This window comes from Rhodococcus sp. OAS809 (assembly GCF_040546695.1).
GTDB lineage: Bacteria > Actinomycetota > Actinomycetes > Mycobacteriales > Mycobacteriaceae > Rhodococcus_F > Rhodococcus_F qingshengii.
Map to the genome: position 1 here is coordinate 3,173,787 of NZ_JBEPOI010000002.1, position 21,821 is coordinate 3,195,607.

Annotated in this window: 19 protein-coding genes; 6 read left to right on the forward strand and 13 right to left on the reverse strand. The window is 62.7% G+C overall.

Features of this window, described 5'->3' with window-relative positions:
- Positions 1–8 precede the first annotated feature (8 nt).
- The 6 genes from ABIE52_RS17805 to ABIE52_RS17830 form a co-directional block, all read right to left on the reverse strand.
- Positions 9–1,469, reverse strand: coding sequence for an MFS transporter (locus tag ABIE52_RS17805; RefSeq protein WP_192711916.1), 1,461 nt, complete (start codon positions 1,467–1,469; stop codon positions 9–11).
- Complete coding sequence (locus ABIE52_RS17810) at positions 1,466–2,314, reverse strand: mycofactocin-coupled SDR family oxidoreductase (RefSeq protein WP_003945658.1); 849 nt, start codon at positions 2,312–2,314, stop codon at positions 1,466–1,468. Before ABIE52_RS17810 ends, ABIE52_RS17805 begins: the two co-directional genes overlap by 4 nt.
- Before the next feature lie 103 nt (positions 2,315–2,417).
- Positions 2,418–3,611 carry a methyl acetate hydrolase AcmB gene (gene acmB, locus ABIE52_RS17815; RefSeq protein ID WP_192711915.1) on the reverse strand — a complete coding sequence of 398 codons (1,194 nt, stop codon included), beginning with the start codon at positions 3,609–3,611 and terminating at the stop codon, positions 2,418–2,420.
- Positions 3,612–3,737: 126 nt separating this feature from the next.
- Positions 3,738–4,148 carry a VOC family protein gene (locus ABIE52_RS17820; RefSeq protein ID WP_047269632.1) on the reverse strand — a complete coding sequence of 137 codons (411 nt, stop codon included), beginning with the start codon at positions 4,146–4,148 and terminating at the stop codon, positions 3,738–3,740.
- A 134-nt stretch (positions 4,149–4,282) separates the two neighbouring features.
- Positions 4,283–5,284, reverse strand: coding sequence for an AraC family transcriptional regulator (locus ABIE52_RS17825; RefSeq protein WP_192711914.1), 1,002 nt, complete (start codon positions 5,282–5,284; stop codon positions 4,283–4,285).
- Positions 5,285–5,315: 31 nt separating this feature from the next.
- Entirely contained in the window at positions 5,316–5,882 is a 567-nt protein-coding gene (locus ABIE52_RS17830; protein ID WP_047269633.1) for a GNAT family N-acetyltransferase, read from the reverse strand.
- An 85-nt stretch (positions 5,883–5,967) separates the two neighbouring features.
- Here ABIE52_RS17830 and ABIE52_RS17835 point away from each other — a divergent pair, with 85 nt between their 5' ends.
- The gene (locus ABIE52_RS17835; protein ID WP_118606820.1) at positions 5,968–7,272 is read left to right on the forward strand and encodes an HNH endonuclease signature motif containing protein; all 1,305 of its coding nucleotides are present in this window, start codon (positions 5,968–5,970) and stop codon (positions 7,270–7,272) included.
- A gap of 111 nt (positions 7,273–7,383) precedes the next feature.
- Here ABIE52_RS17835 and ABIE52_RS17840 read toward each other — a convergent pair whose 3' ends face one another.
- The 6 genes from ABIE52_RS17840 to ABIE52_RS17865 all read right to left on the reverse strand — a co-directional run bounded on the left by ABIE52_RS17840 (position 7,384) and on the right by ABIE52_RS17865 (position 14,424).
- Positions 7,384–8,553, reverse strand: coding sequence for a lipid-transfer protein (locus ABIE52_RS17840; protein WP_019746856.1), 1,170 nt, complete (start codon positions 8,551–8,553; stop codon positions 7,384–7,386).
- Positions 8,550–8,990 (reverse strand): MaoC family dehydratase, encoded by a 441-nt coding sequence (locus ABIE52_RS17845; protein WP_007734018.1) that lies wholly within the window; start codon positions 8,988–8,990, stop codon positions 8,550–8,552. Before ABIE52_RS17845 ends, ABIE52_RS17840 begins: the two co-directional genes overlap by 4 nt.
- Positions 8,991–8,992: 2 nt before the next feature.
- Positions 8,993–9,994, reverse strand: coding sequence for a bifunctional MaoC family dehydratase N-terminal/OB-fold nucleic acid binding domain-containing protein (locus ABIE52_RS17850; protein ID WP_058227267.1), 1,002 nt, complete (start codon positions 9,992–9,994; stop codon positions 8,993–8,995).
- A 7-nt stretch (positions 9,995–10,001) separates the two neighbouring features.
- Positions 10,002–11,153, reverse strand: coding sequence for an acyl-CoA dehydrogenase family protein (locus ABIE52_RS17855; protein WP_007734012.1), 1,152 nt, complete (start codon positions 11,151–11,153; stop codon positions 10,002–10,004).
- Complete coding sequence (locus ABIE52_RS17860; RefSeq protein WP_064111513.1) at positions 11,138–12,178, reverse strand: acyl-CoA dehydrogenase family protein; 1,041 nt, start codon at positions 12,176–12,178, stop codon at positions 11,138–11,140. The genes ABIE52_RS17855 and ABIE52_RS17860 overlap by 16 nt, the downstream gene beginning before the upstream one ends.
- Before the next feature lie 83 nt (positions 12,179–12,261).
- Entirely contained in the window at positions 12,262–14,424 is a 2,163-nt protein-coding gene (locus ABIE52_RS17865) for an acyl-CoA dehydrogenase family protein (RefSeq protein ID WP_042920534.1), read from the reverse strand.
- A 94-nt stretch (positions 14,425–14,518) separates the two neighbouring features.
- On the opposite strand from ABIE52_RS17865, the gene kstR reads away from it, so the two are divergent.
- Together kstR and otsB are read left to right on the forward strand one after the other, a co-directional pair.
- The gene (gene kstR, locus ABIE52_RS17870; protein ID WP_003945752.1) at positions 14,519–15,157 is read left to right on the forward strand and encodes a cholesterol catabolism transcriptional regulator KstR; all 639 of its coding nucleotides are present in this window, start codon (positions 14,519–14,521) and stop codon (positions 15,155–15,157) included.
- An 87-nt stretch (positions 15,158–15,244) separates the two neighbouring features.
- Positions 15,245–17,785 (forward strand): trehalose-phosphatase, encoded by a 2,541-nt coding sequence (gene otsB / locus ABIE52_RS17875; RefSeq protein ID WP_003945932.1) that lies wholly within the window; start codon positions 15,245–15,247, stop codon positions 17,783–17,785.
- A 3-nt stretch (positions 17,786–17,788) separates the two neighbouring features.
- On the opposite strand, the gene ABIE52_RS17880 is transcribed toward otsB, so the two are convergent.
- Complete coding sequence (locus tag ABIE52_RS17880) at positions 17,789–18,877, reverse strand: LacI family DNA-binding transcriptional regulator (protein WP_003945452.1); 1,089 nt, start codon at positions 18,875–18,877, stop codon at positions 17,789–17,791.
- 139 nt (positions 18,878–19,016) lie between these two features.
- Between ABIE52_RS17880 and ABIE52_RS17885 the strand changes: the two genes are divergently transcribed.
- The 3 genes from ABIE52_RS17885 to ABIE52_RS17895 all read left to right on the forward strand — a co-directional run bounded on the left by ABIE52_RS17885 (position 19,017) and on the right by ABIE52_RS17895 (position 21,808).
- Positions 19,017–19,967, forward strand: coding sequence for a metal ABC transporter solute-binding protein, Zn/Mn family (locus tag ABIE52_RS17885; protein ID WP_042920537.1), 951 nt, complete (start codon positions 19,017–19,019; stop codon positions 19,965–19,967).
- A gap of 120 nt (positions 19,968–20,087) precedes the next feature.
- A complete protein-coding gene (locus ABIE52_RS17890; protein WP_354541508.1) occupies positions 20,088–20,930 on the forward strand; it encodes a metal ABC transporter ATP-binding protein in 843 nt (280 codons plus the stop codon).
- Positions 20,927–21,808: a metal ABC transporter permease gene (locus ABIE52_RS17895; protein WP_158171012.1), complete on the forward strand. Its 882-nt coding sequence runs from the start codon at positions 20,927–20,929 to the stop codon at positions 21,806–21,808. Before ABIE52_RS17890 ends, ABIE52_RS17895 begins: the two co-directional genes overlap by 4 nt.
- Positions 21,809–21,821: the final 13 nt, after the last annotated feature.

Sequence of the window (21,821 nt, forward strand, 5' to 3'; positions counted from 1 at the left end):
CCGTCGACTCACCCGATCTTCGTTGCGCCATCGGTTTCGGCTGCAATTGGTAACTCGGGCCGCGATACCGCCCCCGTCCGCTCCACCCTCACTGCCAAGGTCACCGCGGCCGCCAGTGCCGATACGCCCGCTCCGATCCAGTACAAAACCGCGAACGAATGCAGGGTCGGCACAGTGCTCGCACCGATCACCACCGTCGAACCGGCCAATACCGCTGCCGCAACGGCGCTTCCGGTGGAGGTACCGACCGAACGGAGCAGGCTGTTGAATCCGTTGGCCGAGGCGGTCTGATGGATCGGCGCAGATTCGGTGATCAGAGTCGGCATGGCTGCCAGGGAAAATGCCACACCGGCCGATACCACGGCAGCGCCGATCACGATATTGACCAGCGTCGGCGTCAACAGCACACGCAAGACGTATCCGATTGCGATGACGATCGCTCCTGAGGCCAACGTGGCCTTCGCTCCCCATCGCCTCGTCACCTTCGACGACACCGGCGCCAATCCGATCATCAGGACTCCGCCCGGCATCATCGCCAGTCCGGCTTCGGCAGCCGAGAGTCCGAGACCGTCCGCCGACGCCAGGGGCAACTGAAGTTCCTGCGTTGCCGCCAACGCGCTGATGAACATGGCAAAACCGAGTAATACTGCGCAGACGTTCGAAACCAGAATCGGAGCGCGAAGGGAAGTCCGCAGATCGACCAGCGGTGCCGGCGTGTGCAGTTCCCACGGAATCCATCCACAGAGCAAGACCACGCCGGACGCGATCAGAACCAGAACCTCGGGGCTTGCCCAGCCCCATTCTGTTCCTTTCGAAACGGCCAGCAGCAGTGCAGTCATAGCGAGCGTGAGGACTGTGGCTCCCAGAAAGTCGAAGCGTCCGCGACTCTTCACAGCCGATTCCGGCACCACCAGAGGCAAGACGACTATCAGTACGACCCCGAATCCACCGGTGACCCAGAAAAGCGCGGGTAGCCCCCAGTGCGCCGAGATCACCCCCGCCATCGGCATACCGAACATGCCGCCGATCCCCAACGTCGCACTCATGAGAGCTACTGCACCACTGAGCTTTTCCGGAGGAAGGACATCGCGCATGATGCTGATTCCGACGGGCAGAAGTGCCGTCGCGAACCCCTGCAACGAGCGTCCGAGGATCAGTAACCAGAAACTCTGGCTGAGCGCCGCAACCATGCAGCCGACGATCATCACGGCAAGACAGACGAGCATCATCGCGCGCTTTCCGAACATGTCGGCGAGTCTGCCGATGAGAGGGGTCGCGACGGCACCGGTCAGCAATGTCGAGGTCACCAGCCACGAAGCGGTGGCCGACGATACTCCCGATGCCGTCGCGAACTCGGGCAGCACCGGCACCACCAAGGTCTGTTGCAGCGCGACCACCACGCCGCTCAGACTCAGGACGCCGACGACCCACCCGGTCCGCGCTTTCGCGCGAACGGTCTTGTCCGTCAAGCGTTCGAGCGAGCGGCGACTCCGGCGTCGACAGGAACCACGATGCCACTCATGTGGGCACTCGCGTCGGCGGCGAGGAACAGGACTACTCGCGTGATCTCGAAGGGATCCAGCCAACCGACCGGCTGCGCATGCAGAGTCGCGTACACGGGTTCGACGTCGTCTGCCGTCGGCGATTCGAGGTCAGGCCGCATCATCGCGTACATCATGTCGTTGTGAATCATCGGCGTCGAGATGTTCCCCGGTGCAATAGCATTCACGGTCACACCCGAGTTTGCCAGTTCGAGCGACACACTCTTCGTCAAACCGATGACGCCCCACTTGGAGGCGCCGTACGCAGCCATCTGGGTGCCACCGGAGCGACCCATCATCGAGGAAATCGTGATGATGCGACCGTAACCACGTTCCGCCATTCCACCTGACACGGCCGCAACGGTGTTGAACACACCGGTCAGGTTCGACGAGATGACTTCGTTCCACTGCGCCGACGTCATCGACGTGATCGGAGCGGGCACGGACACCCCGGCATTCGCGACGGCGATGTCGACACGGCCGAACTCGGCTTCAGCGCGGGCAACGAGCGCGTCCATTGCGTCGCGATCAGCAGTGTCTGCCTTGACGGCAATGCACCGACGACCGGTGGCTTCCACCAAACGAACGGTTTCCTTCAGATCCTCCTCGTTTGCGAGGGGGTAGGCGACGACATCACTGTTCTCGCACCGGTCGCAGATCACGATGTCCGCGCCACGCTCCGCGAATGCGACAGCGTGGGCGCGCCCCTGACCGCGTGCGGCGCCGGTGATCAGTGCAACTTTTCCTTCGAAGCTGCCTTCGAGGCTGTTCATGCCGTCTCCTAGTTCGTCGTATGCAAGCGTGCGCTGTACTGCATGCGTACTCCGAACCCGCCCGAAAGAAACAGTCGATCCCGGACAGCGGGAATCCAGCCGATCACTGGTAAACGGCGGTCTCGAATTCCAGGTATCCGTTGATGGATCCAGCGTCCGCGAACGGCAGAATCTGCGTTGCCCAGAACCCGCCGACGCCGGTCTGCCGGTCGATCCAGTAATAGAGGTTGGCAAGACCCGCCCAAGCCAGCGATCCGGCCGGCCTACCGGTGGGTGCCACCTCTTCATTTGTCATGAAGGAGTATGCCCATCCTTTGGGTACACCGGGGAAGAATTCCGCATCGTTGGACAGCGTCGGGAGAACTCCGGGCAACAACCCCACGTGCTGGCCTTCGAGCCCGTTCTGAACGGCTGCAGCTACCGTCTCCGACGACAACACGCGACCCGAAGTGCCCGCGCCGTCGTTGAGCCACATACGGATGAACTTCATGTAGTCGCCGACAGTGCCGTGCAAACCGTGACCACCCATGTGCACCTCGGGTTCGGCCGGAAGCTCGAATCCGATGAGCGGAGTGAGGCTTCCGTCGCTCTCACGCTGATGGATCGGCGCAAGTCGATCCATCATCGACGGGCTCATCGTGAATGCCGTATCGGCCATCTCGAGAGGTTCGAAGATGCGCTGACGCATGACATCGCCGAGTCGCTGACCTCGAATCGACTCGACGACCTGTCCGGCCCAGTCGATGTTGGTGCCGTACTCCCACTTCTCACCCGGGTCGAAGAGCAGCGGTGTCGTGAGCGCCGCTTTGCTACACGCGATCACGCTGGGCTGCCCATGTTCCTGCGAGAGCCGGTTGTACGACTCGTTGAAGAAGTCGTAGCCGAACCCTGCAGTGTGAAGGAGCAGCATGCGAGTGGTGATGTCACGCTTGGGTTCCCGAAGAACGGGGTTTCCGCCGGCATCGAAACCGTCCAGGACCTTCAGCTCACCGATGTCGGGAACATAGGTCGCTGCAGGTGCATCGAGATCGAGCAACCCCTCCTCCACACATTGCAGGACAGCGGTACCGGTAATCGCCTTGGTGGTGGAGAAGAGCGCAAAGGTTGTATCGAGGGTCATCGGTTCGCCGTGACCGAGAGCCCGCTCACCGGCTGCACCCTCGTAGATGTTGCCTTCTCGATCCGTGATCATCGCGACGACACCCGGGACTCGGTCAGCCCGCTGAGTTGCTCGCGCCAGCACGTCGTCGAGGTGCTGCTTCGAAAGGGGCTTCCGCGCAATATCTTCGATCGTCACTGCATTTCTCCATCCGACTTGTAACTTGTCTTGTCGAACAGAATGTAACGGCGATCACATACCCGGTTCTGCCTCGAAACGGCAGGAAAACTGTCTCGTTTCGGCAGAACCGGGCAGAGCTTGGAGTCAGCTCTGGGGCGCTCCGATATTCACCAGCCAGGAAATGCCGAATTTGTCTGTACAGGCGCCGAATTCGTCGCCCCACATCTGCTTCTCAAGCGGAACGCTGACCGTACCTGTTCCCGACAGTTGCTCCCAGTACCCGCGCAGCACGTCGCCGTCGTCGCCGCTGAGGCTGACCGTGATGTTGTCGCCGGGGTTGTACGGCATGCCGGGCGGAGTGTCGGCACCCATCAGGGTGTATCCCTGATCGGTTTCGAGCATTCCGTGCATGATCTTGTCGCCGCCTTCACCGGGATTGCCGAACTCACCGAACGTGCTCAGCGCCAGCGTGCCACCAAAGATTTCTTTGTAGAACTCCAACGCCTCACGGGCATTGCCGTTGAAGCTGATGTACGGATTGAGTCGAGTTGCCATGACGTACTCCTAGCTCGTGGGATTGCTGTCACGTTCGATTTCAATCCTTGCAGAACGCTCCGATACGAAACAACGGATCACGGCAGTTCATCGAGTGCGTAAAACGATCGTCATGACCGTTCAAACAACTGTCCTCAGAGTCGATTCCGGGTCTCGGAAGGCAACTCTCCGAACCGTTTCCGGTATGTGGCCGCAAACATGCCCAGATTGACGTAGCCCCAGGCGTTGGCGATTTCGGAGACGGTTCTCCCGTCGGAACGCAACAGTTCGCCGCGTACTCCCTCCAACCGACGCGCGCGCAATCGTTGCCCCGGCGTGGTGTCTCGGTACCGTCGAAATCCCGCAGTGAGCGCCCGGACACTGACACCCACCGCAGCCGCGATCTCCGATGCCGTCGGCACCGAGCGAGCAAACGTATCGATAAACTCCTCTGCAGATCGCACGTAGGCAGGTTCGGCGGAGGCGACGTCGACGCCGAGTTGCAGCCCGGCCTGCGTCGCCCACTCGTCGAGAAGCTGAGCCGCGATGAGTTCTTGAACTCTGGCACCCAGCCTTTCGCTCGACATCGCCTCAGGCGACTCTGCAATTGCGCGAACGACGTAGTCCATCAATGCCAGCCAACTCGAGCCCCGCCCGCCAATGGTGCACTTGTGCCGCCACAGACGGTCGTCGGGAACCGACCCGAACCATTGCATGGCGTGATCGGCGACAAGCTGATGCGGCACAGTGAGATTCAGCTGCAGATGATCTTCGTCGAATTCGACGAAGTAGTCGGTCCGGCTACAGTCGGCGACAAAGGTCTCCCCCACGGCAGTATTCACCGCAGTTCCTCCGCCGAGGGCATATCGACCGTTGCCTCTGATAGTCGTCAGAACCAGAATGTTTCCGGCCTCAGGCGAACATTCACCGACGGAGACCGGAATCCCGTAACAGAATCTGGTGACGTCGATCTTGCCGACTACCGCGGAGTACATGTCCGAAGCCGGCTTCAACCGACTTCCGATCGGCGTGACCGTATACGGCATGTAGATGTTGTCGGACCACTCCTTGATGCGGTCCCAGTCCCGAGAAAAGGCCTGGTGATGCTGCATAGTGGGCCGGCCGGCCGCGTCGATGAGCAAGGCATCCTCGAACATGGTTCGAGTATCGCACCAGGGCCCGGGAAGGTCACGCGAAGTGAGCTGACGTGATCTCTGGCTGTACGGCGGCGGGTCGTGTTGCAGCAAAAAGCAGCGAATCCACCGCGGTCCCCCGGATCACCATGTGTGCCCTCATTCGCCCCTCCTCCTCCATTCCGATTTTGGTGAGCACCGACGCCGACGCCGAATTCTCGGGACGACACGTTGCTTGCACTCGCTGCGCTCCGAAGCGAGCAAAGGCGAATTCCAGAACCGCGCGCCCCGCCTCCGACGCATAGCCTCGCCCTTGGAACTTCGGGTTCACGACAAAACCGAGTTCCGCCCGCCGGTGCGCGGCGGATACTTCCCACACAGCTACCGAACCGATGACCGCTCCATCGGCCTTCGACGTGATGGCCAGGGTGAACGTGCGACGTTCGACGAGCGCAGCTTCGAGTGCCGCGTCCGCCAGGAATGCCCTGGTCACCGCGGGGGTGTTCGGCCCCCAATCAACATATCTACAGACGGCAGGGTCGGACGCGTACTGATGGACGGCACCTTCATCCGCGGCAGTGAAATCTCGAAGAACAAGGCGTTCCGTAGTCAACGTGAACATCCAGCGATCCTAGAGCGAGCCCAAAAGCACCTCTTGACTCGAACGCATGTTCGAGTATGATTTGGGGAGGGGATCGGGGGATTCAATGAGTGTCTTGTTGTCGGACGTGGTTTCGGGTTCTGCGGTGGGGTTACGCGGACGTCTGTGGCAGTTGTCGGCTGCTGAGTTACGTGCGGCTGCGGTGTCGGCGAGCGCGGAGATTCTTCGTCTCGAGGCTGTGCGGGTGGCAGTGGTCGACGAACTCTCGATGCGCCCGGATGATCAGGTGATCGCCAGCCGCGGGGTCGGTTCGTGGTTGGCGGCCAACACGATGCTGCAGGTTCGGGACGGGAAGAAGATCGCCGCATTGGGTGCGGCTTTGCGGCCGTTTCCGGCTGTGGCGGCTCGGTTCGATGGCGGGGATTGCTCGTTCGAGCATGCCGTGTTGATCGTGGCGTTCTGCGAATCACCACCGAAAGGCATGCCGGAGGAGGCGCTACCGAAGTGCATCGACCTACTGTTGGCTGCTGCATCCGGTGTCGAGTCCACGACCACGAAGGTGCGGAACGTGATCGCGACCTTGGAGCGGTTGTTCGAATCGGATGAGATTCCACCCGCCGAAGACGTCGACCGGAACGAGTTGCGGATCGCGTCGACATTGAACGGTCGAGTGGTGATGCGCGGTGATTTCGACGCCCTCACCGGCGAAATGCTGTTGTCTGCGTTGTCGAATCTGACGATGCCCACCCCGGCACCGGACGGAACCCCCGATGCCCGGTCGGCGGCGAAACGCACGGCCGACGGGTTCACCGAACTGATCCGCCGCTATCTCGATTGCGCCAAGACCGGCACCGATGGTGGTCAGCGTCCGCACGTGAACGTGCACATCAACGCTCGCGATCTGGCGGAGCACCGGGACTGCGCCGCAACACCCTCCACTTCTGATGACGGAATGGCTGTATCGGATCTTGATGTCGGGCACATGCCCTGGCTCGGACCACTGTCCGTGTCACAGACCAGACTCCTCGGCTGCGACTGCTTCCTCTCCACCGTCCTGCTCGACGATCACGGCGCACCGCTCGATGCGAAACCAGGAAAGAGGTTGGTCACCGCCGATCAACGCGTCGCGTTGATCGCCCGAGACAAGGGCTGCGCCTTCCCCGGCTGCACATGCGTACCCGCCTGGACCGATGCGCACCACATTAAGCACTGGGCCAACGGTGGCCCGACGGTGATGAACAACCTGGTCCTGCTGTGCCGTTCACATCACCGGCTGATGCACCGCAAATCCGGGTTCGTCGGGAAATGGAAAATCCGAATAGGCGCCGACAACAAACCCTGGTTCATCCCGCCACCCTCGATCGACCCCGGGCAGCAACCCAGGCCGGCGAACACCACCTTCAAAACCTGAGAGGTCAAACCTCTTTGGCGACAACAGAACACGGACCGAGCACCGCATCGAAGGAGACCTCGATGCGGTGCCAACCGGCCGTGACGCTTGATGAAGCTGTGCCCACGATAATCAGCGAGTCAGCACAAGCCCCGATGTCGGAACGCCCGTTCCCGCAGTCACCAGTACATTCTCGACGGAGTCGACCTGGTTGACCGAAGTACCGCGGATCTGCCGAACACCCTCGGCGATACCGTTCATCCCGTGAATGTATGCCTCGCCGAGCTGTCCACCATGGGTGTTGATCGGAAGCTTGCCGCCGAGTTCGATTGCGCCACCGGCGATGAAGTCCTTTGCCTCTCCCCTGCCACAGAAACCGAGTTCCTCGAGCTGCATCAGAACATAGGGCGTGAAGTGGTCGTAGAAGATCGCCGTCTGCATGTCCGACGGGCGCAGCCCACTTTGTGACCAGAGCTGATCGCCGACAAGGCCCATCTCCGGTAAGCCGGTCAAACCGTCGCGGTAATAGCTGGTCATGATGTATTGATCTGCCCCGCTGCCCTGTGCGGCGGCAGCGATAACGGCGGGGGTGTTCTTCAGATCTTTGGCTCGTTCTGGCGAAGTGACGACGATCGCGATGCCGCCGTCGGATTCCTGGCAGCAATCGAGGAGATGCAAAGGTTCAGCGATGAATCGCGAGTTCTGATGGTCCTCGAGGGTAATCGGTTTTCCGTAGAAGAACGCCTTCGGATTGGTGGCTGCATGCTTACGGTCGGCGACGGCGATTCGACCGAAGTCCTCGCTGGACGCTCCGTATACGTGCATGTATCGCTGCGCGACCATCGCGACAAAGGATGCGGGAGTACCCAATCCGTGAGGATAGGAAAAGGCGTTGTCCGTTCCCGACGAATTGACCTGCGCCACAAGGCCGGAGTTCACCTGCCCGAAACGCGCACCCGATCGCTCGTTGAACGCGCGGTAAGCGACGACGACGTCTGCGACGCCGGTGGCAACAGCCATGGCGGCCTGCTGAATCGTCGCCGCAGCGGCACCACCACCGTAGTGAATACGACTGAAGAACTTGAGGTTCGGGATACCCACCGAACGAGCCACTGCCACTTCGGTGTTGGTGTCCATGGTGAACGAGGTAAGACCGTCGACGTCGGCGGGTGTCAGACCTGCGTCGTCCAACGCGGCTTGAACAGCCTCGGCGGCAAGTCGCAGTTCACTGCGACCGGAGTCCTTCGAGAAATCCGTGGCTCCGATTCCGACGATCGCTGCCTTGCCGGACAATGCGCTCATTCAATGTCTCCGTTTTCAATGTCTCCATTCGAGCCCGACGCCGGAAATGCCAGTGTGACCTGTGCGGTGATGTGATCTCCCAGGCTGTTCTTGCCGACCACCGCGAGCGATACGAGATCCTCGTCGTAGGAGGTCACCGTTCCGGAGAGCGTCAAGGTGTCGTAGGCGTACCAGGGGACTCCGAGGCGGAGTTTGATCGACGTGAGTACAGCCCGCGGTCCGGCCCAATCGGTCACGAATCGCTGCACCAAGCCGGTGTCGGTGAGGATGTTGACGAAAATGTCTTTCGAGCCGCGTTTCTGTGCGAGATCGCGGTCGTGGTGAACATCTTGAAAATCGCGGGTAGCGAGCGCCGCCGAGACCACAAACGTCGGGTCGCCGTAAATCGAAAGCTGCGGAAGAACCTCTCCCACAGTGATATCCGTCGTCGAAGTCATCGTCACTCCTTCACCGCAGAAACCGCAGACACCGCAGACACAGAAACCGGCTGCCAGGCGTACAGAGTCCAGGGAGTTCCCCCGGTCTCGTCGTCTCCGGGGAAGTCGAGGTAGATCGCCTCCACCTCCATTCCGATCGACACACTCGACGGATCGATACCGCGCAATTCGCCGAGCATCCGCACACCCTCGGGCAGTTCGACCAGGGCCACGACGAACGGCAACGACCGACCAGGAACCTTGGGGGCGTGGTGAACGACAAAGCTGAAGACCGTTCCCCGACCTGACGCGACCACGTAGTCGGTCTGCTCCGACTTGTCTTTCCAGATCGCGGGCACCGGCGGGTGCTGTACCGACCCGTCCGCACGCAGTTGAATACGTAACTCGTGTGCGGCGACACCGTCCCAGAAGAACTGCGTGTCGAGGGATGCTGTCGGACGCAGCATTCGAGATGCGTCCAGGTCCGCAGGCAAGTCAGTGGAGGAACTCTCGCTGACTGGCGGCGCGAACTTCAAGATCCGGAACATCATCTCCGAGACCAGTTCTTCGCCGACCCGCCAGAAGCTGCGAGTAGTGAAGAACCATCCTTCACCAAGACCTGTCTTCTTGGGTCCCACAACGTCTTCCAACACCGAGGAGATGGTGACTTCTTCACCCGGCTTCAAGTAGCGGTGGTAGATCTGATCGCAGTTGGTCGCGACGACGGACGTGAATCCGGCCTCGTCGAGGATGTCCGTCATCCGGCCCAACGGATCGTCGGCTTCTCGAATTGCCCCCAGACCGCGCATCGTCCATACCTGCGCCATCGCCGGCGGTGCGACTATTCCGTCGTGTCCGGCGGCGCGGGCAGCCGATTCGTCGACGTAGATCGGGTTCTCGTCACCGATCGCCTCGACCCAGTTGCGGATCATCGGCAGGTTCACGGGGTCCCGGCCGGCGCGAGGAGCGCTTGGCCCGTCCTCTCGAACCCGCTCGGCAGCAGTGAGAATGGGATCTGACACGATTTGTTTCCTATCTCGGAACGCGAGGAAGCTTCAGGCCGGCGGTCGCAATCAATTCGCGCATCACCTCGTTGACTCCACCGCCGAAGGTGATCACCAGGTTGCGCTTGATCTGCATGTCCAGCCACTCCATGAGATCAGCAGTTTCGGGATCGATCGGATTTCCGTACCGCCCGACGATCTCTTCCGCCAGTCGACCGACCCGCTGGATACGCTCGGTCGCAAACACTTTGGTTGCCGAAGCGTCGGCGATATCCACCGAATCCGAATCACTCGACGCCACTTGCCAGTTGAGCAGTTCGTTGAGGCGGTACGTCGCATGAATTTCGCCGAGCGCGCGCCGTACGTCAACGTGATCAAGCAGGTTTTCACGCTTGGCCCAATCGAAGACGTGGTCGTAAATCCCTGCGACACGACCTGCCGGACCGAGCATGACGCGTTCGTGGTTGAGCTGCGTCGTGATCAAGCGCCAGCCCTGATTCTCCTCACCCACAAGCATGTTCGCCGGAACGCGAACGTCCTCGTAGTAGGTGGCGTTGACATGATGCGCACCGTCGCAGGTGATGATCGGGGTCCAGGTGTAGCCGGGATCTTTGGTGTCCATGATCAGGATGGAGATGCCGCGGTGCCTTGAATCGGCAGACCCTGTCCGCACGGCGAGCCACACGTAATCGGCGTCATGCCCGCCGGTGGTGAAAATCTTCTGGCCGTTGACGACGTACTCGTCACCATTTCGTGCCGCCGAAGTGCGCAGTGCTGCAAGGTCGGTGCCGGCTTCCGGTTCGGTGTAGCCGATCGCGAAGTGCACTTCACCGGCGAGGATCGCGGGCAGGAATTTCTGCTTCTGCTCCTCGCTGCCGTACTTCTGCAGAGTCGGGCCGACGGTCTGCAACGTCACCGAAGGCAGTGGGACATCCGCCCGCACAGCCTCGTTGACAAAAATCTGCTGCTCGACTTCACCGAACCCACGTCCGCCGAACTCCACCGGCCAGCCGACGCCGAGCCAGCCGTCCTTGCCCATACGACGGATAACCTCGCGATAGGTAGGACCATGCCGCTCCACGCGCATGATCTTGGCCTCTTCGGGCGAGATCAGCGTCGAGAAGTAGCGTCGAAGTTCAGCTTGCAATGCGCGCTGACTGTCGGTCAGATCGATGAACACCGGGCCCCCACGAGGTCGAGTCGCTGCGAAGCACCGCCGAGCAGGCGTGCCAGGTCTTTTGCAGTCGAGTAGTAACGATGAAGTGGATACGTGACGTCGACGCCCAGACCGCCGTGCAGGTGGTGAAGCACCTGCATCGTGGCGGGCACTTCTTGGGCGATCCAGTACGCCATGACGTCGAGGTCCGACTGGGCGTCCAGGCCCTCCGACACGCGCCAGGACGCCGACAACGCCGCGACATGAAGGGTCCGGGAGGTGACGTACGCGTCGGCTATCTGTTGTGAGACCGCCTGGAACGTGGCGAGCGGCTTACCGAATTGCTCACGCGAGCCGACATGTGCCGCAGTGAGATCGACGGCGCCGGACACCAAACCGTCTGCAACGGCTCCGATGCTTGCCGTGGCGATCCGGTACAGCGTCTGGACGGCTTCCTCGCCGGCACCGAGAAGTTCACCGACTGCCTCGTCCATGGTGACTGCGAACTCCGGACTGCCGGACGCACTGGGAGTCGGCGTCAATGCGACGCCGGCGGCGGTCGGATCGACGAGAACGACTCCGGCGTCGGTGGGCACAAGAATTCTGTGTGCGCTCGCCGCGAAGGGAACGGCAAGCACCGTCCCGCTGACGCGATACCAGTCGCCCGACTGCTGCGCGGTGGTCGACGGCTGTGCCGGGAACTGCTGACCCGGCTCACCGAGCGCCGCGGTGAACACCCGTCCGGCGCCGACTCCGGTGAGCAATTCGTCCTGTTGAGCGTCGGACCCCAGAGCGACTATGGGGAGTACACCGAAGCCGAGGGTTGCGAGAGCCGGAATTGGAGCGGCGGCCCGGCCGACCTCGACGAGGAGGGAACCGACGTCGGCGACGGAGAGTCCCTCGCCGCCCAGACGCTCGGGCAGGGCCAACGTGAGCAGGTCGGCATCGGCGAATGCCGCCCAGAGCGCGTCCGGCTCCAGTTCGCGGGCAAGGAGCGCGGTAGCCACCTCGGCTACCGCTTCCTGGGTTTCATCGGGAGTGAAGTCCACGCTGGCAATCCTGTCTCTGATGTAGAACGTGTTCTAGTTGTATCACCAACGTGGACATTTCTAAAGGCCTCTACTCACGCCGTCTAATCACGGGGCAGGCCCAGAATTCTCTCCGCGGCGACGGTCAACAGAATCTGCGTGGTTCCGCCGGCAATCGACAGGCATCGCGTGTTGAGGAACTCACGCGAGAGCGGACCCTCCACCCATCCGGCCGGGCCACCCAATTCCATGGCGAACTCTGCGACATTCTGACGCTGGCGCACGCCCACCAGCTTGCGGACGCTCGACGCCGGACCCGGATCCTGACCGTCCAATTGCCGCAGTGTCGTGCGCAATTCCAGCAGTGAGCCCACCATGGCGGTTCCGATCAGCCCACCGAGCTTGTCTGCCACCACAGGATCGGGGTCGCCGGCCAGCTCGAGCAATTCCTCCATCGCACCGCCGAGCGAAGAGCCACCGCTCATTGCGACCCGCTCGTTGGCGAGGGTCGTTCGGGCCAGTTTCCAGCCTCCACCGAGCTGGCCGACGACGCACTCGTCCGGGACGAAGACGTCGTCGAGGAAGACTTCGTTGAACAGGGCATCTCCGGTGATCTCGCGCAGCGGCGAGATTCGAATCCCAGCCGTCTTCATGTCGAGAAGGAAGTACGTGATGCCCTTGTGTTTGGGAACCTCGCGGTCGGTCCTGGCGAGGCAGATGGCCCAGTCAGCTTCACGCGCAAGCGAAGTCCAGACTTTCTGGCCGTTCAGCTTCCAACCGCCGTCGACCTTTTCCGCGGTCGTGCGCAGTGCCGCAAGATCCGAACCTGCGCCGGGTTCACTGAAGAGCTGGCACCAGGTGATCTCGCCCTTGAGCGTCGGAGTCGCAAATCTTTCGATCTGCTCCGCACTGCCGTGCTCGAGGATGGTCGGCACTGCCCACCAGCCGATCACCAGATCGGGTCGGCCGATACCGACGGCCGCCAATTCCTCTTCGATCAGAATCTGTTGCGCGGCCTTGGCGCCCCGGCCGTACGGCTTGGGCCAGTGCGGCGCAAGGTAGCCCGATTCGGCCAACGCGTTGCGCTGCTCGGATTCGGGCAGCGCCACCAATTGCGCTACCTCTTCGCGAATTTCGGACCGGTCGGATTCGAGCTCACTCAAGTCGATCTGAAGGTGACGCCGTGCGCCGCCGATCGTCAATTCCGCGACGCGTGCGCGCCAATGAGACGATCCGCCCAGAATCTGCCGGAGCGACAGTGCTCGACGAAGGTAGAAGTGCGCCTCGTGCTCCCAGGTGAATCCGATGCCGCCGAGCACTTGAATGCAGTCCTTTGCCGTGTCGACAGCGGCATCCAGCGACACCGCGGCGGCCACTGCTGCGGCGATCGGAAGTTCGTCGCCCGACTCGGCAGCGACCGCACCATCCCAGGCGACGGCTCCGGCATTCTCTACGCGACACAGCATTTCGGCGCAGATATGTTTGATCGCCTGGAACGAGCCGATGGGCTTTCCGAATTGTTCGCGAATCTTCGCGTACTCCACCGCAGTACGCAGGCTCCACGCCGCGATTCCGGCAGCTTCGGCTGCCCCCAGTACCGCCGCTAGGTCGGAAACCGATCCTGGCGCAATGTCATCGAGGATTCGGTCGGCGTCGACCGTCACTCGATCGAAGGAGACTCGCGCCAGTGGTCGCGACTTGTCGATCGTGTCGACCGCTTCGTAGGTCACGCCTTCGCTGTCTCCGTCGACGAGGGCCCAGACGACACGCGAGCCCTCGTCTTCGGACACGACGCCCGCCGACACGAGTACCGATACGCCCGAATCGCCGCCCCAGGCGTAACCTCCTTCGCCATGAAGCTCGATGCCGCCGGACGCATTCGCCGTTGCCGCAACTGGACTTTCGTCCAATACGACGGCACACGGCAGCGCACCGTCGGCGAGCGTTTCGGACCATCGCTTGGCAGCGGGCGACGAACTACGCCCCACCACCAGAGCTGCGAGTGCAGTCGTGAGAACAGGACCCGGCACGAGTTCGATTGCCGCCTGCTCGAGCATTGCTGCGAGATCGACGATTTCGGCCCCGGCTCCGCCTACCGCTTCGGGAACGGCGACCGAAAATATCCCGAGAGACGCGAACTCGGACCATTTCTCCCGCCACGAAACTGCTGGTCCACGGCGTACCATGTCCATCGGCGTGGCCGAGCGAGCCCAGGCCTCTATCGATTCCTGGACCGCCCGCTGTTCATCGGTCGTGGCGATTGTCACAACTGGTTCCCGCCTCTCGATAAGTGACACAATTGTTTAGAACGTGTTCTAATATGACACCTGGCCAAGAGTCAAGGCGCGAAGGAATTTGTCGATGACCACAACATCCCGATCCCGCTCCAACGCGGTTGCTTCTGCAACGCTCGGGGACGACGATCTCAGCTCCAACGCGCAACGTGAACGCCGCAAGCGGATTCTCGACGCAACACTCGCCTTGGCGTCCAAGGGCGGCTACGAGGCTGTTCAGATGCGCGCCGTGGCCGAGCGTGCCGACGTCGCAGTCGGAACGCTCTATCGCTACTTCCCGTCCAAGGTTCACCTACTGGTGTCCGCCCTGGCACGCGAATTCGAGAAGATCGATTCCAAGGGCAAGATCCCACCTGGAACCAGCCCGCTCGAGCGGATGCAGCTGATCCTCAGCCTCATCACCCGCGCGATGCAGCGCGACCCGCTCCTCACCGAAGCGATGACTCGCGCGTTCATGTTCGCCGACGCCTCCGCAGCGGCCGAGGTCGATCAGGTGGGCCAGTTGATGGACCGCCTCTTCGCACGAGCGATGACCGAAGAGGAGCCAACCGAAGAGCAGTTGGCGATCGCGCGCGTGATCTCCGATGTGTGGCTGTCCAATTTGGTGGCATGGCTCACGCGACGCTCTTCGGCTACCGATGTCGCCAATCGACTGGAATTGACGGTTGAACTGCTGCTCGGTGACGGAACTCGGAAACCCGAATAGACATCCTTTGTCGCATCTGTCATTTTTGCACTGATCGGCCGGAAACGTATCGAGCCAGGAGTCGCTGCATCACCTAGATTTGAAGAGGTGAGCGCACAAGATCTGTCCATCGAACTCCGCCGAGCGCTGTCAGGCGTGGCACGCACGCCGCGTCTGCTCGTAGCCTCCGACTACGACGGGACGATGGCACCCATCGTCGCCAATCCGGACAAGGCGTATCCCCGGGCGGAAACGGTGCGTGCGCTTCGCTCTCTCGCCAGCCTCGCGTCGACGACGGCTGCCGTGATCTCGGGCCGCGCCCTCAAGGATCTGGCTGCGCTGTCCCGACTTCCCGCCGAAGTGCAATTGGTCGGCAGCCACGGCTCCGAGTTCGACATCGGATTCGTTCACGCGATCGACGCCGACGCCAGGAAACTGCTCGACGAGATCGTCACCGAGTTGGGCCGAATCGCCGCCGACACCCCTGGGGCAACGGTGGAGAAGAAGCCCGCCAGCGTTGCACTGCACGTACGCAACACCAGTGCCGACGACGCCGAGAAGGCGCTCATCGCCGTCCGCACCGAATCGGCACTCTGGCCAGGCGTTCAGGTCACCGAAGGCAAATCGGTGGTCGAGTTGGCTGTCATCGCCACCGACAAGGGCCACGCACTCGACTTGATTCGCCATCAGGACGGCGCAACCGCTGCCGTCTTCATCGGGGACGACGTGACCGACGAAAAGGCGTTCAGCAGGCTCCAGGGGCCGGACATCGGAATCAAGGTCGGCAGCGGGGACACCGTCGCCGACTATCGCGTCGACAGCACCGAGGACGTCGCTGCCGCTCTGGCGTTCCTGCTCGACGAGCGTCGTACGTGGCTTTCCGGCGCCGACGCTCCTCCCATCGAGCGACTCTCGATGCTCGCCAGTCCGCGCACCGTCGCTTTGGTGACCCCGGATGCGACGCTGACCTGGTTGTGTCACCCGGAACCGGATTCAGCGGCCGTCTTCGCACACCTTCTCGGCGGAACCGGGGCCGGCCACTTCTCGGTCGGGCCTCGACGCACAGCCTTGCCGCTGAGCCAGAAGTACATCGACAGCACGATGACAGTTCAGACCCGCTGGGCGAGCCTGTCCGTCACCGACTACCTCCCCCACGACGTCCCACAGGGACGAACCGACCTGACCCGCATCATTTCCGGTCAGGCCGACGCGATCGTCTCGTTTGCACCCCGTCCCGAGTTCGGCCAGGGTCAGGTCACGCTCGAGGTCGTCGACGAGGGCATTCGGGTCCTCGGCACCAACGAGCCGTACGTGCTCCGCTCCCCCGGTGTGCTGTGGAACATCGCCACCGACGGAAACCAGCAGACCGCCCACGCCATCGTCGAGCCGTCCAAGGGTGACGTCGTCCTCGAATTGCGCTGCGGAACAGAAGAAATCGGCCCGTCCGACGTTCCGGAGCTCGAGCGTCGAGCGACCTCGGAGGCCTACTGGTCCGATTGGGCCAAGACGCTCGAACTCCCGAAGCTGAAGCCGGACTTGATGAAACGCTCTGCACTGACCTTGCGCGGGCTGGTCCACGCCGATTCCGGTTCCATCATGGCTGCCGCGACGACGTCCCTGCCGGAAGAGATCGGCGGAGTCCGCAACTGGGACTACCGCTATTGCTGGTTGCGCGACGCCGCCCTCACCGCAACAGCTCTCGTGAGCGTCGGATCCACCGACGAAGCCGAGAACTACCTCGACTGGGTCCACCGCGTGCTCGAAACACTGCCGGGACCCGAGCGTCTGCACCCCCTCTACACGCTCTACGGGACTTCGCTACCGCCAGAGGCCGTCATCGATTCACTTCCCGGATACGCCGGCTCCCGGCCGGTCCGCGTCGGAAACGCCGCGAATCAGCAGGTTCAACTGGACGTGTTCGGCCCGATCGTCGAGCTCATCGTCGAACTGGCGAATGCACGCGAAAAGGCCGGTGATCCCGATCCTTTGAGCGACCGCGACTGGGAACTGGTGTGCGCCATGGTCGAAGCAGTGCAGCGGCGCTGGTTCGAACCCGATCACGGCATCTGGGAAATTCGCGACAACCCGCGCCACCACGTCTATTCCAAGGTTATGGGCTGGGTCACCGTCGACCGCGCCGTCGATCTTGCGACCCGCTTTTCTCGCGAGGCCCTGCCCGAGTGGGCGGAACTGCGTGACCAGATCGCCGACGAAGTACGACACAAAGGCTGGAAGGACGACGTCCAATCGTACACCGCAGCCTACGACGGTACCGATCTCGACGCGGCGACTCTGCACATCGGACTGTCGGGGCTGATCGATCCGACGGATCCGCGCTTTGCTGCAACCGTCGTAGCCACAGAGGCCGAACTACGCAGCGGCTCAACGGTATACCGCTACCATCACGACGACGGCCTGCCCGGCATAGAAGGTGGATTCCATCTCTGTGCCGCCTGGCTCGTCGAGGCATACCTACTGATCGGGCAACGCCTGCAAGCAGAGGCGCTGTTCGACCAGTTGGTCGCGGCAGCGGGTCCCACCGGACTGCTCGCGGAGGAGTACGACCCCATCGCGGAACGCTCACTGGGCAACCACCCCCAGGCGTACAGCCATCTGGGCTTGTTGCGCTGCGCCCAACTCCTGGCGTGAGCGCTACCCCTTGATCCGACCTGATGTTCGCCCGGCCAGTAGTTCGGTGTCGAGCATCTCGACTATCGGAACGCCGGATCCGGACGGCGACATCAGGAGCGCACCGGCGCGCCGGCCCTTCTCTTCCTGGGGCTGGCGCACCGTTGTCAGTGATTCGCGCAGCGCCTCGTCGACGCCGTCGAATCCGGTGATCGACAGTTGGCCAGGTACATCGATGCCCTGCCAGCGCGCCCAGTCCAAGGCGCCGAGAGCCAGCACGTCGGTGGTGCAGACCAGTGCGGTGATCTCGGGGTTGGTCGCGAGAGCTTCCGCCGCCGCCGAGTGCCCGGACTGCGATGTGTGGACGTACCGCTCGATCACGGTGAGTGAGAGTGGGTCCATGTCGGCCGCCACCATCGCGTCGCGCACTCCTTCGATCCGCTCACGCTGGACGTGGAAGTGTGGGGACTTGAGTCGTTCCTGGCTGACGACGCCGTCCATCCGGTCGCGCCCCAGCCTCATGCAGAGCACGCCGATGTCACGGTGTCCGAGACCGATGAGGTAGTCGGCGACCTTGCGCATGGCAGCGCGGTCGTCGATGCCCACGAGCGATGCACCGGGAATCTCGCGGGGCTGGTCGCAGACGACGATCGGAATGTGACGCTCGAGCACGGCGGCAAGATACGGGTCGTCGTCGGCCACCGAGTAGACGACAAAGCCGTCGACGCCCGCCTGCTGGACCACGGCCGCAGCATCCACCTCGTCGCGCCCGGGCCCGGCCGGAATGAGCAGCAAGCCCTGGCCGGCGTCCTCACATGATTCCGAGAGACCGGCCAGGAAGCTCATGGCGGCCGGGTCGCGGAACGAATAACTGAGTGCTTCGGTGAGCAGGAGACCGACGGCGCCGGCTTTGCGAGTTCGCAAGGAGCGGGCGACCGGATCAGGTCCGGGGTATCCGCGTCGCTTGGCCGCTTGGAGCACTCGATCCCGCAGCTCGACGGAGAGCTGATCGGGTCGGTTGTACGCGTTCGAGACTGTAGTTCTCGACACATTGAGCTCGGCGGCAAGCGACGCCAAAGTGGCTTGACGGCGTGGCTGACGGGACCGGGGCATAAACGGACGTTAGCCGTAGTGCCCGCAGACGGCGCGTTGGGGCTGAACCGAAGGTGAACTACCAGCGACTATGCGCTAATGTGTAACGGTAACGGTTTCCAATAGCATTTAGCCCAGCCTTTGTTCAGGAGAAAAGCACGTGCGTTCGTCGTCGAAATTCCGCACCGCCACCGCCCTCGCGGCCGTCTCGGTCGCCGCAGCATTCGCGCTCACCGCGTGCAGCTCAACCTCCTCGAAGGACGACGGCATCACCGTCGTCGCATCGACGAACGTGTGGGGCGACGTCGCGCAGGCCGTCGCCGGCGACAAGCTGACCGTGACGTCGATCATCAACGAGCCGTCCGCGGACCCGCACTCGTTCGAGGCGACTCCCGCCGATGCCGCCAAGATCACCGACGCATCGCTCGTCGTCTACAACGGTGGCGGCTACGACCAGTTCATCACCGACGTCCTCGACGCAGGCAAGGGCGAGCAGAAGACGGTCAACGCCTACAACCTGCTCGACGGCGGCATCCACGCCGGCGAAACCGCGGGCGAATCGCATGACGGTCACACCCACGGCGCAGTCAACGAACACGTCTGGTTCGACATCCCGACCGTCGACGCCGTCGCACATTCGGTGGCCGATCAGCTGAGCGCTCTCGATCCGGACAACGCGGCGACCTACGAGGACAACGCGAAGGCATACAGCCAGAAGCTCGCCGGCGTCACAGCGATCACCGATTCCATCGCCGCTGCCCACGCGGGCGCACCGGTGGCTCAGACCGAGCCGATCGCGCACTACCTCCTGGTCGCAGCTGAACTGAAGGACGCAACTCCCGAGGAGTTCACCAGCGCCATCGAAGACGGCAACGATCCGTCACCGGCCGCAATCGCCGCAACCCGCCAACTCCTCTCGGAGAAGCAGGCCCGCGCACTGGTCTACAACATCCAGACGCAGGACAAAGTGACCCAGGACATGCGCACCACAGCCGAAACCGCCGGAGTGCCCGTCGTCGAGGTTACGGAGACTCTCCCCGAGGGCCTGGACTACATTCAGTGGCAGACGCAGACCGCGGAGTCGCTCGCAAACGCCCTCTCTGCCCAGTAATTATTTGCCCCACCATTTCCGAGAAGAACCGATCGGCTTGTGACAGAAACTTCCGCGAATACTCCTGTGCCCCCTGGTAACACCGTGCCTTCTGGTAACACCGCGCCTTCAGAGGCCTCCGTGCCCGCTGTGACGCTGAAGGACGCTCGATTGTCCTTCGGCGCCCGCACATTATGGGACGGGCTCGATCTCGAGGTACAGCCAGGTGAGTTCATCGCCGTACTCGGGCCGAACGGGTCGGGCAAGACCTCGCTCCTGAAGATTCTGCTGGGCCAACTACAACTCAGCGGCGGTAGTGCACAGATCGTCGGCACGCCGGCACGGGCCGGGAACTCACACGTCGGGTACATCCCGCAGCAGAAATCGATCGACGACGGCCTCCCGCTCCGCGGCCGCGACCTGGTCGGCCTCGGCGTCGACGGTCACCAGTGGGGTACGGGCCTACTGCGTCGGGGTCGTCGCCGCAAGATCGTCGACGACGCCATCGCACAGGTCAGCGCCCAGTCGTTCGCCGACGCTCCCATCGGTTCCATGTCCGGCGGTGAGCAGCAGCGACTGCGGATCGCACAGGCTTTGGTCGGCGACCCGCGGATACTGTTGTGCGACGAGCCGCTGCTCAGCCTCGACCTCGCCAACCAGCACCTGGTCTCGACGCTGATCGACAAGCGGCGGCGCAGCCACGACACCGCGGTGCTGTTCGTGACGCACGAGATCAATCCGATCCTGCCGTTGGTGGATCGAGTGCTCTATCTGGTGGACGGTAAATTCCGGATCGGGACGCCGGCCGAAGTGATGACGTCCGAGGTTCTCTCGGATCTGTACAACACCGAAGTCGAAGTGTTGCAGGTTCGTGGCCGCCTCGTCGTGATCGGCACCGGAGACGCCATCGACGCGCTCGGCAGCGCAGGCGGACTACGCCCGGGAGAAGGCGTTCACCATTCTGATGAGGATCACCACCAGTGAGTAACAAGTTCACCGACGCGATGTCGCGGATGCTCGACGTGTCCGCCACCGTCGACCTACTGCAGTACGACTTCGTCCAACAGGCGTTGATTGCCGGTGCCATCCTCGGATTGTTGGCCGGCATCATCGGGCCGCTGATCGTGAGCCGTCAGATGTCGTTCTCGGTGCACGGAACGAGTGAGCTGTCACTGACGGGCGCATCCGCCGCACTTCTCGTCGGTGTGGGCGTCGGCTTCGGTGCCATCGTCGGATCCGTGGTCGCGGCAGTGCTGTTCGGACTGCTCGGAGCCAAAGCGCGCGACCGAGATTCGGTGATCGGCGTGATCATGGCTTTCGGCCTCGGCCTGTCGGTGTTGTTCCTCTGGGCGTACGACGGTCGCACGGGAACCAGCTTCTCGTTGTTGGTCGGACAGATCGTGGCGCCGGGAAACAGCGGTCTCGAACTTCTGCTGCTGTGCGCGGTCATCGTGATCGGCACACTCGGATTCATCTACCGCCCTTTGCTGTTCGCAAGCACCGACCCCGAAGTTGCTGCAGCTCGCGGTGTTCCGGTCCGGGCACTGTCGATCGTGTTCGCAGTGTTGGTCGGCATCACCGCAGCACTCGGCGTACAGATCGTCGGTGCTCTGCTGGTGATGTCGCTGCTGATCACCCCCGCAGCGGCCGCCGCGTACGTCACGGCAAGCCCACTCAAGGCCACGATCCTCTCCGTCGTGTTCGCCGAACTGGCAGCCGTCGGCGGCATCCTTCTCTCGCTGGCCCCCGGCGTTCCCGTCTCGAGTTTCGTCACCTCGGTCTCGTTCGTGATCTACCTGATATGCCGACTCTTCGGATCCGCACGTCGCAAGAATGCCGGACGGATTCCGGCGCACGCCTGAACACCGAGAGCCC